Origin of the sequence: Lysinibacillus sp. NPDC096382 (assembly GCF_044762845.1) — a bacterium.
Lineage (GTDB): Bacteria > Bacillota > Bacilli > Bacillales_A > Planococcaceae > Lysinibacillus.
Map to the genome: position 1 here is coordinate 208,986 of NZ_JBIWFC010000004.1, position 14,728 is coordinate 223,713.

A 14,728-nucleotide genomic window follows, 5' to 3' on the forward strand; every position below is an offset into this window, starting at 1 on the left:
CGTAGTGTAACGCAGCGGCAGCAACAAGTTTTTCTGTGCGAAAGCGTAGTGTAACGCAGCGGCAGCAACAAGTTTTTCTGTGCGAAAGCGTAGTGTAACGCAGCGGCAGCAACAAGTTTTTCTGTGCGAAAGCGTAGTGTAACGCAGCGGCAGCAACAACAAAGCGCCCAGCCGGAACGGAAATCAACCCCATGTTATAATGTTAAGTCTTTTTTGATAAGCATTAAAACAATCTGCTAGATTTCTTACAAAAAAAGTCTAGCAGATTCATTTTCATCGTATTTAATTGTCCAGATACTATAACAATATCGTTTTTAAAATCGCAATCGCCTCATCTATCTCCTCTTTTGAAACGGTTAATGGTGGTAGTAGACGAATAACATTTGGTCCTGCCCCGACTAATAATAAGCCATTTTCCTCTGCTGCAGCTATATACGAGGCTACCTCAGTATCGCCACAACCAATGCCAAGAAGCAAGCCCTGGCCTTGTACCGTATATGTAGACGGTAGATTCTCCTTCAACTGCTTAACAAAATACGAAGATCGCTCCTGCACATTTTGTAAAAAAGCTGGCTCAAAAACATGATTAAGCACGGTTTCAGCAACACTCATCGCAAGTGGGTTTCCACCGAATGTTGTCCCATGTGTGCCAGGACTAAAAGTTTCATATAGCTCGGCTGTTCCAAGCATTCCACCAACTGGGAATCCTCCACCTAGCCCTTTTGCCAATGTCACGATATTTGGCTTTAAAATCGTTTGCTCATAGGCATATCTTGTTCCTGTTCGTCCAATACCTGTTTGAACTTCATCGATTATTAGTAATATTCCTTTGTCGTCACAGGCTTTAGCGATTGCTGCTGCGAATTCTGGTGATACACTATTAACACCGCCCTCACCTTGAATCATTTCAAGCATAATTGCTGCAACAGAATCGTCAATCGTTGCTTCAAGTGCTGCCACATCATTAAAAGGAAGAATCGTAAATTTTTCAACAAGCGGTCCGAAGCCATTATGTACATTGCCCTGACCTGTTGCGGACATCGCTCCAAAAGTTCGCCCATGAAAGGATTTATCAAAAGTAATAATATGATTTTTTCCGGTATGCTTGCGTGCGAGTTTGATGGCCGCTTCATTTGCTTCCGCCCCACTATTACAGAAAAATGCATAAGAAAAGTGTGTATCTGCTATTAATTTTTGCGCAACCTTTTCCTGACCGGGAATATCAAATAAATTAGAAATATGCCAAAGTTTTTCACTTTGATCATGAATAGCCTTCACGATTGCAGGCTGTGCATGACCAAGACTCACTACAGCGATTCCACTTGTAAAATCTAAATATTTTTTCCCAGCCGAATCTTCTACAACAGTTCCTTGCCCTTTGACAATTTGGGCGCGGCGCTTGCCATAGTTTCCAAATAAAGCACTCATTTTATCAACTCCTACTAAGTTTGCTATAACAATCATTTTCCCTAAACAACTATATTGCTCCTTCTATACCATTAGAACGGTCACCCTATCTATGAAGAAGAAGAATGACTGTTACTAAGTGAGGATGAAGGGAAACTTTACTCATTCGGGTTTTCTTCATCCCCCGGATAAAATAGTCGTACCCACTAAGGATTCTCCAACAATTTGCACGGATGGAATACCTGCACTTAAGCATTCGAGAGCTCCTTGAACTTTAGGTATCATCCCACCATAAATTTGCCCCTCCTCAATCCATTGATTGATAGAGGAACGTGTTGCTTTCGGTTGATATTCATCATTAATTCGAATACCGCTTACATCCGTTACTAGTAATAGGCTATCCGCATCTATCGCTAATGCTATTTCACTTGCTATCGTATCTCCATTAATATTTAATGCCTGACCATGTTCATCTGATCCCACGCAAGCAATAACCGGTACAACCCCGGCACTCATTATTGCTTCTAGTAAAGATGTATTGATGGTTTTCACTTCACCAACAAAACCGTATACATCTTTATCTAGAAAATCTGCTAAAATTAACTGACCATCAAAGCCGTTTAATCCAATTGCAGCAATGCCAGAAGTTGTTAATTCATGAACAAGCGCAGGATTGACCTTTCCTATTAACGTTGACTGTACAATATCCATTGCAGCTTTGCTCGTGACACGAATACCATTTAAAGCATGTGATTCTATTCCGCGCACCGCTAGTTCACGGTTAATTGCTGGGCCACCACCATGGCTAATAATAAGCTCTATGCCGCTTTCTTGGAGTTTTTTAAAATTCTCAAAAAACGACTCATTTAAGCCATCTAACGTACTTCCACCAAGCTTAATGACCATTCGTTTACGAGCGGTATGAGGCATTGATTTGAACGTAGTCATAAGTGAGATCACATCCCCAAGCATGCCCTTTGCCTTCCCCAATACCAAGAGACACATAAATTTTCACTTCATGCATTTTTAAAATTTGAATTAACCCATCTTCCGAAAATGGTACTGGCTCACCATTTTCAACCATTGTTACACCGCCAATTTGTATCGTAATTTTTTCCGGATCAACCGTTGCGCCACTATAGCCTACAGCAGCAATAATACGTCCCCAGTTTGCATCACAGCCAAATACTGCCGTTTTCACAAGTGGTGAACCAACTACTGTTTTAGCAATTTTACGTCCTTCTTCATCCGAAAATGCCCCTTCAACTTCAACCTCAATCAGCTTCGTTGCACCCTCACCATCTTTAGCAATCATTTTCGCTAAGTCTTCAGCTACTGTTTTCAATGTATAGTAGAAGTTTTGCCAATCTGGATGGTCAGGAGTTAAAGCCGCGTTTCCTGCTAAGCCGTTTGCCATGACAACTACTGTGTCATTTGTAGATGTATCCCCATCCACTGTAATTGCATTAAACGTCATATTTGTTATATCAGATAATGTAGCCTGTAGGACATCAGATTCAATATTTGCATCTGTCGTAATAAAACCTAGCATTGTTGCCATATTTGGTTCAATCATACCTGACCCTTTTGCTACGCCAGCGATAATAATCTCTTTGCCATCAACAATAGTACTGTAACTTGTGTTTTTCATAACCGTATCTGTTGTCAAAATCGCTTGTGCAAAATCAATAGCACTTTCTAAATTATCCTTTGGCTCTAACTGATTAATCCCATTTGCCAGTGGCTCCATATTCATCATTTCACCGATGACACCAGTTGAGCAAACACCTACTAAATTTGCCCCAATACCTAGCTTTTCTGCCATGAAGGCCTGCATTATTTGGGCATCCTTTGCACCTTGTCTTCCTGTACATGCATTAGCATTTCCGGAGTTGACAATCATCGCCTGCATTTTCTTCGTTGTGTACACAACCTCTTTCGTTACTTTTAATGGTGCTGCCTGTACAGCGTTCGTTGTAAAGACACCTGCTACACTTGCGGGTACTTCACTAACTAACACAGCTAAATCTTTTTTCTTATGCTTTAAACCACAATGTAAACCCGCAGCTTTAAAGCCCTTTGGTGAAACAATATTTTTACTTGATAATTTTTTCATAATACTTGTGGATGCTATTAATGTCATAAAATCTTTCCTCCTTAGTTAATCAATTTTACTCGGCATATAAGAGTAGCTGACGCTACATAAAAGATTCACTCCAAATAAGTTACAAAAAGAACGGCACGACATCTAATCCTGTCGTTTGTGGTAAATCAAATTGAACGTTCATATTTTGAATGGCTTGCCCTGCAGCCCCTTTGACTAAATTATCGATAGCGCTAACAATTGTGGCACGATTCGTACGACTATCAACCTTCATCAAAATGTCGCAATAGTTCGAACCTTTTACACGGTTTGTTCCTAGACTATTTACATCTGTAACGATCCGTACAAACGGATGCTTTTCATAGGCATGCTGTAAACAAGCTACTAGCTGATGCTCTGTAACACCAGACATAACAGGTGCATAAGAAGTAGTTAAAATCCCTCTAGTCATTGGTACTAAATGAGTATTAAAAGAAATGGTTGTATCAACCCCTGCAAACATTGAAATAGCCTGCTCTATTTCCGGGATATGCTGATGTGTATTCGTTTTATAAATTGAAAAGTTTTCGTTTGCCTCACTAAAATGCGTTGTTTGCGATGATTTATTTCCAGCCCCTGAAATCCCACTTTTCGCATCAATCACTAAAAAGCTTGAATCAATCAATCGTTCTTTTAGCAATGGTAACAACGAAAGTAAAACAGCTGTTGGATAACACCCTGGATTTGCGATAAGAGGAGCATGTTGAATATTTTCCGCATTCCATTCAGTTAAGCCATAAACACTTTGTTGAATGAATTCTAATGGCGCCGCTTTTTTACCGTACCATGCTTCATAGCTTGCTGGATCTTGTAAACGGAAGTCACCAGACAAGTCTATTAAATTAGGGCCTTTCCCCACCAATGGCGGTAATAGCTCACTTGTCACTCCTGAAGGGGTACTTGTAAAAACAACATCAAATTCCTCTAAAGTTCCATAATCAATTTTTTGTAAAGGTGTATCGGCAATATGAACGAGATGACCAAACTTAGAAGAAAAAATGACGCCTTCTTCTGAAGATGTGAATAAATCGATCCGTTCCACTGCTTTATGATTATGTAAAAATCGAATAAGCTCTAATCCACCATATCCGGTTGCACCAACAATTCCTACTTTCAATGCACTCACCTCTGAATTAAGTTAAAATTAGTATACGTCTGCATATTTATTAAGTCAACTGAATTTTTATTTATATTTGAATTTTTCGCAATATTTATTAAGTAGTTGGTTTTGAGAAAAGTTTGAATAACTAAAAGCTATAAAACAGAGAGAATACATAAAAAAAGAAATGAAATTAACAAATAAAAATAGTTATACTTGCCTTACTCATCTTTTTTATTTCACTGTATTAAAGCAATTTGTGTCACTAAATTGCCAGTTGGATCTGAAATTTTTACTACAAATATTCATAACACTTACACGATTACTGTTTTACTTTTTAAAAAAGAAAGCAGGAATTTTTCGTCGACCGAACAAATTCCTGCTTCTTATAATTAATCTTCCATCGTAGATAAATCACCAGTTGGTAAATTTAACTCCCACGCCTTTAACACACGACGCATAATCTTACCACTGCGTGTTTTTGGTAGCTTATCCTTAAATTCGATTTCACGTGGTGCTGCATGTGCAGATAAACCCTTCTTAACAAAATTACGAATATCCTCTATCAATGTATGTGAAGGTTCAACACCTTCACGTAATGACACAAAGGCTTTAATAATTTCACCTCGGACAGGATCTGGCTTTCCAATTACCCCTGCCTCTACTATATCAGGATGCTCTAGTAGCTTACTTTCTACCTCGAAAGGACCTACCCGCTCACCAGCTGTCATAATAACATCATCAACACGCCCCTGGAACCAGAAGTAACCATCATCATCCATATAGGCAGAGTCCCCAGACACATACCATTCACCTTTTAAGAAATAAGATTCATAACGCTCTGGATTTCCCCAAATTTGACGCATCATTGCAGGCCAACCACGTCGAACCGCTAAATTCCCCATTGTAAAAGGTGGTACTTCATTACCAGCATCATCAACAATTGTCGCATGAATACCTGGTAATGGTTTACCCATTGAGCCTGGCTTAATATCCATGGAAGGATAGTTACAAATCATATGCGCACCTGTTTCAGTCATCCACCACGTATCATGAATACGGTGACCTAGCTCATCAGTCCCCCAACGAATTACCTCTGGATTTAACGGCTCACCAACAGATAAAATATGACGTACCGAAGATAGATCATAGTTCTCAAGCATACCACTACCAGCACCCATTAACATTCTGAAAGCAGTTGGTGCACTATACCAGACTGTTACACTATAATCCTCAATAGCTTGGTACCAAGCTTGTGGTGAAAATCTCCCACCAACAATTAGCATTGTGACACCATTTAACCATGGACCAAAAATGCCATATGCTGTACCTGTCACCCATCCTGGATCAGCCGTACACCAGTAAATATCGTCTTCACGCAAATCTAATACCCATTGGGTAGATTGATATTGTTGAAGCATTGCATTATGAACATGCAATACGCCCTTTGGAGCTCCAGTTGATCCAGAAGTATAATGAAGAATCATACCGTCCTCTCTGTCCACCCATTCAATATCAAATTGAGAAGGTGCCCCTTTCAAACGTCTGTTGAAATCTAAAATTTGTGGTGTTTCCTCTATATCAGATCCTACTAAAAAGACGTGTTGCAAATGCGGTAGCTTCGCTAAAGGTACACGTTCAAGTAACTCTGGTGTTGTCACTAATACTTTAGCTTCGCTATCTACAAGTCTGTCATAAACTGCACCTTCCATAAATGCCTCGAATAGTGGACCTACAATTACACCCATTTTCAATGCGCCTAATAAAGAAAAATAAAGCTCCGGTGAACGCGGCATAAAAATAAATAATCGATCACCTTTTTCTAAATTTGTTGCTGCCTTAAAAACATTTGCTGCTTTATTCGTCAGCTTTTTCATTTCATTGAAAGAATAAGCCTCTTTACGCTTTCCATCATTAAAATAAAGTGCAACTTTGTTTTTTCGATGCGTTTCTGTATGACGATCAATTGCCTCATATGCCATATTTACAAGCCCTGTTTCATACCAACTGAATCCCTTTTCTGTCTCTCTCCAATCATGTGTTGCCGCAACTTTCTCATAATCAAGCAAATTATATTGCCCAGGTAAAGCATTCAACTTCTCCAACATTTTCATCCCCATGAAGCTACCCCTCTCTTTGCTATCGCCTTAGTACATTAGTAAGCAAATTTCAAATCTTCGTAATTTCATTATTTTCCCCCTTCAAAATTCGCCACTTTCTCCAAAGACAACTACGTTATGCAGCACTTGTTATACAACAGTTTAAGCAGTGTAAAAATAGTGAATGCCTATTCACACTACATTCATCTGTTGAATAACAGATGCAATATACAACTATTTTACACGAATTCATTAAAAATGTCTTAATATTTCTATTTTTCTAAAAATGCAGGTATATTTTGTAAAAGATAGCGTTTTTCCGCAGGAAATCAGCTATAATGGAACTATTAAACTCAGGTGGTGTCATTATGGAACACAAAAAAACTTTTTTTTCTGTCACAAAGGAAACAAAGCATGGTACTGTGTATGTGGAAGGACCTGTTCCTCCAGAAAAATTAGCTACATATTCATTCCACGAAGGCTTGGTTGCTTTTAGACCTCCAAAGCAACAGCAGCAAGCCATTATAGAAATTGCAGGACTTCCTGAAGGACGAATTATTATTATTCGAAATGAAAACATTATTGTAGGCTACGTCACTTATCTATATCCCGATCCACTTGAACGCTGGGCGGAGGATCGAATTGATAACATGATTGAACTAGGTGCTATTGAAGTCATTCCAGACTATCGTGGTACAGGTGCTGGTAAAGCACTACTAGCCGTATCTTTTATGGGGGATGAAATGGAAGACTATCTTGTTATCACTACCGAGTATTATTGGCATTGGGACTTAAAAGGGACTGGTTTAAACGTTTGGGATTATCGAAAAATGATGGAGAAAATGATGGGCTCTGCCAACTTCGAATATTTTGCGACAGATGACCCTGAAATTACATCACATCCCGCTAACTGCCTGATGGCACGTGAAGGCAAACGTGTGCCTCCTGAGACAATGGAAAGATTCGATAGACTTCGCTTTAGAAATCGCTTCATGTATTAAAACCAACACAAAGGGGATGAGTATATGATCGTAGAAGAAATTATGAATGTTGAGCCCTACACGCTGGCTCCGACAAATACAGTGGTTGAAGCGCTGAAGTTCATGCGTGAGAAAAAAGTACGTCATTTACCAGTTGTAGATGAAGAGTATCATGTTCTTGGGGTGATCACTGAAAGAGATATTAAAGAGGCATTGCCTTCCTCGTTACGGGATGAGCCTAATTCTCCAGTTTTTAATGCAAAAGTGGAAGAGATTATGATTAAAAATCCAATTGTCGGTCATCCACTGGATTTCGTAGAGGAAGTAGCTCTTACTTTTTATGAATCTAAAATAGGCTGTTTACCAATTGTCTCCGGAGGAAAATTAGTTGGGATTGTCACTACTACCGATTTACTCTACACATACTTAGAGTTAACCGGTGCCACTGAACCCGGCTCAAAAATAGAAATTCGTGTATCCGATACACCAGGAATATTATTTGAGATTACTAAAATTTTTCGTAAACACCATGCAAATGTCCAAAGCGTCTTAGTTTATCCCGACTCTGAAAATACGCAAAATAAAATTTTAAGTATCCGAGTAAAAACTCTCAATCCACTAGCTATGATTGAAGAACTTCGTAAAGAGGGCTTTGATGTATTATGGCCTAATTTGCCAGGTGTTTCATTACAATGAAAAAAGCAGTATTTATATACTCACCAGAGCAACTCGGATATAAATTTTCAGATACCCATCCTTTCAATCATAAACGCTTGACGCTTACAATGGATTTGTTAAAGAATATTGATGCTCTTGATGATTTGAATATCGTTCCAGCTCGTGTCGCAACAGAGGAAGAACTTTTACTTGCACATGATCCAAAATATATCGATATCGTTAAAAGAGCAGGACATGGTGAGCTTTCAGAGGCACAATGTGAAAGCTACGGCATAGGCACCGAAGATACACCTATTTTTGAAAATATGCACGAAGCAAGTGCACAGCTTGTCGGTGGAACATTAACAGCTGTCGATTATGTTATGGAAGGAAAAGCCGAGCACGCCCTCAATCTAGGGGGAGGGCTACACCACGGCTTCCGTGGTCGTGCATCAGGTTTTTGTATTTATAACGATAGTACAGTAGCTATTCGCTATTTGCAGGAAAAATACAATGCTCGTGTACTTTATGTAGATACCGATGCCCATCATGGAGATGGGGTGCAATGGAGTTTTTACGAAGATCCTGATGTTTGTACATTGTCTATTCATGAAACAGGGCGCTATCTTTTCCCCGGAACTGGTAATATTACGGAACGTGGAAATGGACAGGGATATGGCACTTCTTTTAATTTTCCAATTGATGCTTTTACAGAAGATGAGAGTTTTCTAGAAATATATGAAAAAGCTATGCGAGAAGTCTTTGAATTTTTCAAGCCGGATGTTGTGTTAACGCAAAACGGCGCAGATGCACATTATTTTGATCCTTTAACACATTTATATGGAACAATGAACATTTATAGAGAAATTCCAAAACTTGCACATAAATTAGCACATGAATATTGTGGGGGGAAATGGATTGCCGTTGGTGGTGGAGGCTATGATATTTGGCGTGTTGTGCCTCGCGCATGGTCGATGCTATGGCTTGAAATGACAGATCAGCAATTACCAACAGGACCCCTACCTCAAGCTTGGTTAGATCGTTGGCAGCCTGAAGCACCAGTGCCTTTTATTCCAACTTGGGAGGATCCAAATCCATTGTATGAGCCAATCCCTCGAAAGGCAGAGATTGAAGAAAAAAACGCGCAAATGCTAACCAAAGCGCTTCATATTATTCGCGATGAAAAACGCGTTTAACACTATGCCTCACGACAAGCGTGAGGCTTTTTATTTTAACCTTAGAGTCACTCTTGGCATTCTAGCCATCACTTTAGGCTTTCAATCCGTCTATAAAAAAACACGCAAATCCATTTTCAAATTTACGTGTTAATTACTGTTATTTACTTTTGACAGACTGTCGATGTTCAATACGATGAGGCAAAATAACCGCTTCGTCCTCAACAGGCTCTTTGTTCATCAATTTAGTCAGCAAACGCATTGCAACAGCTCCGATATCGTACAGTGGTAATGCGACACTTGTTAGCTGTGGGCGAACCATGCGTGCTAATTTTGAATTTTCAAAGCTGATCACTTCGATATCCTCAGGTACATCTTTGCCTGCATCCTGTGCACCATGAATCAATCCAATTGCTAATTCATCACTACCTGCAAAATAAGCAGTTGGAGGATTTTCAAGTGAGGATAATGATTCCCAAGCCTCTAAGCCCATATCATAGCTCGATTCTTCAGCAGCGATTAGTGATTCATCTATAGGTAAACCTGCGTCTTGTAAGGCTTTTTTATAAGCTTCAAGTTTGAATTTTCCATTAATAGTATACGTAAGCGGACCTGTTACGAAAGCGATTCGCTTATGGCCATTTTGAATGAGTAATGTAATCGCCTCATAAGCTGCTTGGAAATAATCAATGTTAACAGTCGCAATTGTTTGCGATTCATCTACTGAACCTGCAAGCACAATTGGTACAGGTGAATGATCCATAGTTTGTTGCATTTTTTCAGTTACTTCATCACTCATCATAACAATACCATCAACCTGTTTTCCTAGCATTGTATCCAGTAGCTGAAGCTCTTTATCTTCATGTTGGTCTGAGTTGGCTAAAATAATATTGTAACGATACATTGTTGCAATATCCTCTACACCACGTGCCAGCTCCGCATAAACATTGTTTGCAATATCCGGGATAATCACGCCAACTGTTGTTGTTTTCTTACTTGCTAATCCACGCGCTACTGCGTTTGGACGGTACTCTAATCGTTCAATTACTTCTAATACTTTTTTCCGTGTTGCCGGTTTTACGTTTTGATTACCATTGACTACACGAGAGACCGTTGCCATAGAAACATTTGCTTCTCTTGCAACATCATAAATTGTAACAGTCATCGTACGTGCCTCCCTTTTTTCCTTTTATAGCCTTATCATACGATAATTTTCATATTCTTTTCAAGAAGCAGTATGTACATGAAAAGAAAAACCAAGTACAAATAGTACTTTTCTAGTCATTATTTTGTCACTATATAGTAAACACCGCCTGCTGATTAAAGCAAGCGGTGTTTATCAACACATCAATTATGCCCTGGCATAATTGCGTCTGGCATCGGCTTTGTGCTTAAGCGTAATGCTAACGCAGCGTCAGCAACTTGTTTTTTGCCTGTGCGAAAGCGCAACAGCACCGATGTTGGTCACTCAGTCGTTGCCACAGGACGTGGCGTTCTTAGACTGAGTTCCTCTATTTCAGCAAGTGTTTGGACACCCGCTGAAAGAAGTTAAGCATTGATTTCATGGCTCTTCATGAATTTTTGTAGTGTTTCGTAGAAAGCATCAAATGTTGGGATATCCATTTGTTGTTGTGAATCAGAAAGTGCTACAGATGGATCTGGATGCACCTCTGCCATAACGCCATCAGCTCCAATAGCAATTGCTGCCTTAGCACATGGTAATAGTAAATCACGACGACCTGTTGAATGCGTTACGTCTACAAATACTGGTAAATGCGTTTCTTGTTTTAAAATTGGTACAGCAGAAATATCTAATGTGTTACGAGTTGCTTTTTCGTAAGTACGAATACCACGCTCACATAAAATGATGTTCTCATTTCCTTTAGACATAATGTATTCTGCTGCGTGAATGAATTCATCAATTGTCGCCGCTAAGCCTCTTTTTAAAAGTACAGGTTTATTTGTTGCACCCGCTGCTTTTAATAATTCGAAGTTTTGCATATTACGTGCACCAATTTGGATAACATCAATGTAATCTAAAGCTTCCTCTAAATGACCTGGTGTAACGATTTCCGTAATAACGCCTAAACCGTATTCCTCTGACACACGTTTCAAAATTTTAAGTCCTTCTAATCCAAGACCTTGGAAGTCATATGGGGAAGTACGTGGTTTATATGCGCCGCCACGAATTAACTTTTCACCTTTTGCTTTAATAGATGCTGCTACTGCTGCTACTTGCTCGTATGATTCTACAGCACAAGGTCCAAATACGAAAGATGGTTTTCCTTGGCCAATTAGCTCACCATTCACATTAATGACAGTATCTTCTGATTTTTTCTTACGAGAAACAAGTAATTCTTTTTTCTTATCCGCTTCAAGTTGTTTTAAAGCTGTTTTAAAGATTTGCTTAAATATATAATCAACCGTCATTTGGTTTAACGGACCTTGATTGTGCTCTTTAATAAGATCAAGCATATGGCGTTCACGTAATGGATCATAGCGATTCACACCTTGTTTTTCTTTAATCTTACCGATTTCATCAACTACTGCTGCACGTTCGTTAATTAGACGAAGAATTTCTAAGTTTAAACCGTCTATTTGACTACGTAAGCTTTCTAAATCTTTTTGGCTCATGTTTCTTGCTCCTCTCCTCACGACAGACACTTTCAGAACTCTGAAATGTATGTTACATTTTTAGATATTAGCAACATTATAATCAATGTTGCACAGAATGTCACGCATTTTTAATTTAGCGCTTCAACTCGCTAAATTATATTAACATATTACGAGGAAGGAAGCGAGTACAAAGACTCCTTTCCGATTCGTGACATCCGCCAGAGGCTTTTTGCCAACACGATATTGGTCACTCAGGCGTTTTCACAGGTTGTGAAGTTTTTAGCCTGAGTTCCTCTATGCCAGCTAAATTTTGCTGAAAGAAGTTAACATATTACGAGAAAGGAAGCGAGTACATTGAGTTCAAAATTATTTGCACTTGATATCGGTACACGTTCTGTAGTAGGCATTATTTTAGCTGAAGATAATGACCGCTTTCACGTGGAAGACATCTTGATAAAAGAACATAAAGAACGCGCCATGGTTGATGGTCAAATACATAATGTCATGTATGTGGCAGATTTAATCAATGAAATTAAACATGAACTTGAAGAGAAGCATGGTCCTTTAAAAAAAGTGAGCGTCGCTGCGGCTGGCCGCTCATTAAAAACAGAACAAGCAAGCGTGACGATCCATATACGTAATCGACCAATCTTTACGGAGGAAGATATAAGTCGTTTAGAACTGCAAGCTGTTCAACAGGCACAGCAACAGCTTCTTCAACACAAAGAAGACGCTAAAATAAGCCACTATTATTGCGTTGGTTATTCAGTTTTATACTACCGTTTAGATGGCGAAGAAATTGGTAGCCTACTCGATCAGCAAGGGGATGAAGCACAAATTGAAGTTATTGCTACGTTCTTGCCACGAGTTGTCGTAGAATCACTTATCGCGGCTCTTAAACGCGCGGATTTAGAGATGGATGCACTAACTTTAGAACCTATTGCAGCTATTAATGTACTTATTCCCCCAACAATGCGTCGTTTAAATGTAGCACTTGTTGATATTGGTGCTGGTACATCTGATATTGCCATTACCGATAAAAGCACTGTTGTCGCATATGGCATGGTACCAACAGCTGGTGATGAAATAACAGAGGCTTTAAGTGACCATTACTTACTCGACTTCCCTGTTGCTGAAGAAGCGAAACGTCAACTGCAAACTGAAGAAGACATTTTAATCCAGGATATTTTAGGCTTTGATCAATATTATCCGAAACAAGAGGTTCTTCAAGCAATCGAACCTGCTGTTAAGCAACTCGCAAAAGCTATTGGAGAAGAAATTTTACGCCTTAATAATCAGACTGCTCCTAAAGCGGTAATGCTTGTCGGTGGAGGTAGCTTAACGCCAAATCTTACAACTCAACTTGGACTAGTACTAGATTTACCTGCCAATCGCATTGCCGTTCGAGGGATTGACGCCATTCAAAACTTAACGAGGGAAGATCATATTAAAGCATCTCCTGAATTGGTGACCCCAATCGGTATCGCCATTGCAGCAAAAAAAATGCCTATTCAATATATGAGTCTCACTGTCAATGAACAAGTAGTTCGCCTTTTTGAATTAAAAGAAATGACCGTTGCAGATGCATTTTTAGCAGCCAATATTCGAGCAAAGCAATTATATGGAAAACCGGGTCATGGATTATCAGTGAATGTTAATGGACAAGATATTTTCATACCTGGGGGTCACGGTCAACCGGCAGAAATTTTAGTGAATAGTCATCCGGCATCCACAAAAACGATGATTAAAACAGGCGATGCCATCCAGCTAATTGAAGGCCAAGACGGTCAGCCAGCTAATGCTACGGTGAGAGATATTGTAGATGATGCTGCCATTAAAACAATTACCATTCAACATACAAAATATGTCATCGAACCACAAATAACTGTTAATGGTTCTCCGACATCACTCGATAGCGCATTAAATGATCGAGATGTTGTGATGTTTGAAATAGCTGAAACAGTCGAGGATGTATTTAAGCTCACAAATAATTGGGAGTTAGTAAAACAATTTGAGTCATTTTATATTCAAGTGGACGGAAAACCACTGTATTTACCAGAGTTTTCAGCTCATTTAATGATTAATGGTAAACCAGCTAAAATGTCATATGCTGTCCAAGATGGTGATGTACTTACATTTCAGCAACAAACATTCCCTACCGTTCAACGGATTGCTGACCAAATGAATGTTATACTTGAGGATAAAATGACCATCCATTTTCAAAACGAGGTGTTAGAGCTGAAAAAGATGGCCAACGAAGTTCTCGTTAATCATGTAGTGGTATCACCTCTTTCAACTGTTCCAAATGGAGCAATAATTTCATTTAAAGAAAAAGATCGAAGTCGTTGGATATACCAGGATGTGTTCCGTTTTTCTAACTGGCAACTACCTACTACATTTAAAGGTAATTTTACAATTTTACGAAACGGCCAACCGGCAAGCTTTGATATGGAGATTTTCGGCGGGGATAAATTAGAGATTTTACTAGAAAAAGCGCCCATATCTTAAAAAAAGGGATACGTTACATCGTTGATAAGATGTAACGTATCCCT

Annotated in this window: 11 protein-coding genes; 4 read left to right on the forward strand and 7 right to left on the reverse strand. The window is 39.2% G+C overall.

What is annotated here, in order from left to right:
* Positions 1–297: 297 nt before the first annotated feature.
* From ACIQZA_RS08890 to acsA, 5 genes are all read right to left on the reverse strand, one after another.
* Positions 298–1,428, reverse strand: coding sequence for an acetylornithine transaminase (locus tag ACIQZA_RS08890; protein ID WP_400932383.1), 1,131 nt, complete (start codon positions 1,426–1,428; stop codon positions 298–300).
* A gap of 156 nt (positions 1,429–1,584) precedes the next feature.
* On the reverse strand, positions 1,585–2,355 hold the full coding sequence (gene argB, locus ACIQZA_RS08895; RefSeq protein WP_402882104.1) for an acetylglutamate kinase: 771 nt from the start codon (positions 2,353–2,355) through the stop codon (positions 1,585–1,587).
* Positions 2,318–3,550: a bifunctional glutamate N-acetyltransferase/amino-acid acetyltransferase ArgJ gene (argJ, locus tag ACIQZA_RS08900; RefSeq protein ID WP_400932379.1), complete on the reverse strand. Its 1,233-nt coding sequence runs from the start codon at positions 3,548–3,550 to the stop codon at positions 2,318–2,320. The genes argB and argJ overlap by 38 nt, the downstream gene beginning before the upstream one ends.
* An 82-nt stretch (positions 3,551–3,632) precedes the next feature.
* Complete coding sequence (argC, locus tag ACIQZA_RS08905; protein WP_402882102.1) at positions 3,633–4,667, reverse strand: N-acetyl-gamma-glutamyl-phosphate reductase; 1,035 nt, start codon at positions 4,665–4,667, stop codon at positions 3,633–3,635.
* Positions 4,668–5,041: 374 nt separating this feature from the next.
* Positions 5,042–6,769: an acetate--CoA ligase gene (gene acsA / locus ACIQZA_RS08910; RefSeq protein ID WP_402882101.1), complete on the reverse strand. Its 1,728-nt coding sequence runs from the start codon at positions 6,767–6,769 to the stop codon at positions 5,042–5,044.
* A gap of 347 nt (positions 6,770–7,116) precedes the next feature.
* Here acsA and ACIQZA_RS08915 point away from each other — a divergent pair, with 347 nt between their 5' ends.
* Genes ACIQZA_RS08915 through ACIQZA_RS08925 form a run of 3 tightly spaced genes read left to right on the forward strand, consistent with a single transcriptional unit; the run spans position 7,117 to position 9,581 of the window.
* Positions 7,117–7,749: a GNAT family N-acetyltransferase gene (locus tag ACIQZA_RS08915; RefSeq protein WP_100542416.1), complete on the forward strand. Its 633-nt coding sequence runs from the start codon at positions 7,117–7,119 to the stop codon at positions 7,747–7,749.
* A gap of 24 nt (positions 7,750–7,773) precedes the next feature.
* The gene (locus ACIQZA_RS08920; protein ID WP_142508756.1) at positions 7,774–8,424 is read left to right on the forward strand and encodes an acetoin utilization AcuB family protein; all 651 of its coding nucleotides are present in this window, start codon (positions 7,774–7,776) and stop codon (positions 8,422–8,424) included.
* The gene (locus ACIQZA_RS08925; RefSeq protein ID WP_402882097.1) at positions 8,421–9,581 is read left to right on the forward strand and encodes an acetoin utilization protein AcuC; all 1,161 of its coding nucleotides are present in this window, start codon (positions 8,421–8,423) and stop codon (positions 9,579–9,581) included. Before ACIQZA_RS08920 ends, ACIQZA_RS08925 begins: the two co-directional genes overlap by 4 nt.
* Before the next feature lie 139 nt (positions 9,582–9,720).
* Here the strand turns inward: ACIQZA_RS08925 and ccpA are convergent, their stop codons facing one another.
* Both ccpA and ACIQZA_RS08935 read right to left on the reverse strand, forming a co-directional pair.
* A complete protein-coding gene (gene ccpA, locus ACIQZA_RS08930) occupies positions 9,721–10,725 on the reverse strand; it encodes a catabolite control protein A (RefSeq protein ID WP_132357237.1) in 1,005 nt (334 codons plus the stop codon).
* Positions 10,726–11,108: 383 nt separating this feature from the next.
* Positions 11,109–12,194, reverse strand: a complete 1,086-nt coding sequence (locus tag ACIQZA_RS08935; RefSeq protein ID WP_132357238.1) for a bifunctional 3-deoxy-7-phosphoheptulonate synthase/chorismate mutase — start codon at positions 12,192–12,194, stop codon at positions 11,109–11,111.
* Positions 12,195–12,530: 336 nt separating this feature from the next.
* Between ACIQZA_RS08935 and pilM the strand changes: the two genes are divergently transcribed.
* Positions 12,531–14,684: a pilus assembly protein PilM gene (pilM, locus tag ACIQZA_RS08940; protein WP_402882096.1), complete on the forward strand. Its 2,154-nt coding sequence runs from the start codon at positions 12,531–12,533 to the stop codon at positions 14,682–14,684.
* Positions 14,685–14,728 lie beyond the last annotated feature (44 nt).

Excerpts from the sequence above, each read along its gene's own strand:
- ACIQZA_RS08890 (WP_400932383.1), bottom strand. The coding sequence starts at position 1,428 with ATGAGTGCTTTATTTGGAAACTATGGCAAGCGCCGCGCCCAAATTGTC.
- argB (WP_402882104.1), bottom strand. The coding sequence starts at position 2,355 with ATGACTACGTTCAAATCAATGCCTCATACCGCTCGTAAACGAATGGTC.
- argJ (WP_400932379.1), bottom strand. The coding sequence starts at position 3,550 with ATGACATTAATAGCATCCACAAGTATTATGAAAAAATTATCAAGTAAA.
- acsA (WP_402882101.1), bottom strand. The coding sequence starts at position 6,769 with ATGGGGATGAAAATGTTGGAGAAGTTGAATGCTTTACCTGGGCAATAT.
- ACIQZA_RS08915 (WP_100542416.1), top strand. The coding sequence starts at position 7,117 with ATGGAACACAAAAAAACTTTTTTTTCTGTCACAAAGGAAACAAAGCAT.
- ACIQZA_RS08920 (WP_142508756.1), top strand. The coding sequence starts at position 7,774 with ATGATCGTAGAAGAAATTATGAATGTTGAGCCCTACACGCTGGCTCCG.
- ACIQZA_RS08925 (WP_402882097.1), top strand. The coding sequence starts at position 8,421 with ATGAAAAAAGCAGTATTTATATACTCACCAGAGCAACTCGGATATAAA.
- ccpA (WP_132357237.1), bottom strand. The coding sequence starts at position 10,725 with ATGACTGTTACAATTTATGATGTTGCAAGAGAAGCAAATGTTTCTATG.
- ACIQZA_RS08935 (WP_132357238.1), bottom strand. The coding sequence starts at position 12,194 with ATGAGCCAAAAAGATTTAGAAAGCTTACGTAGTCAAATAGACGGTTTA.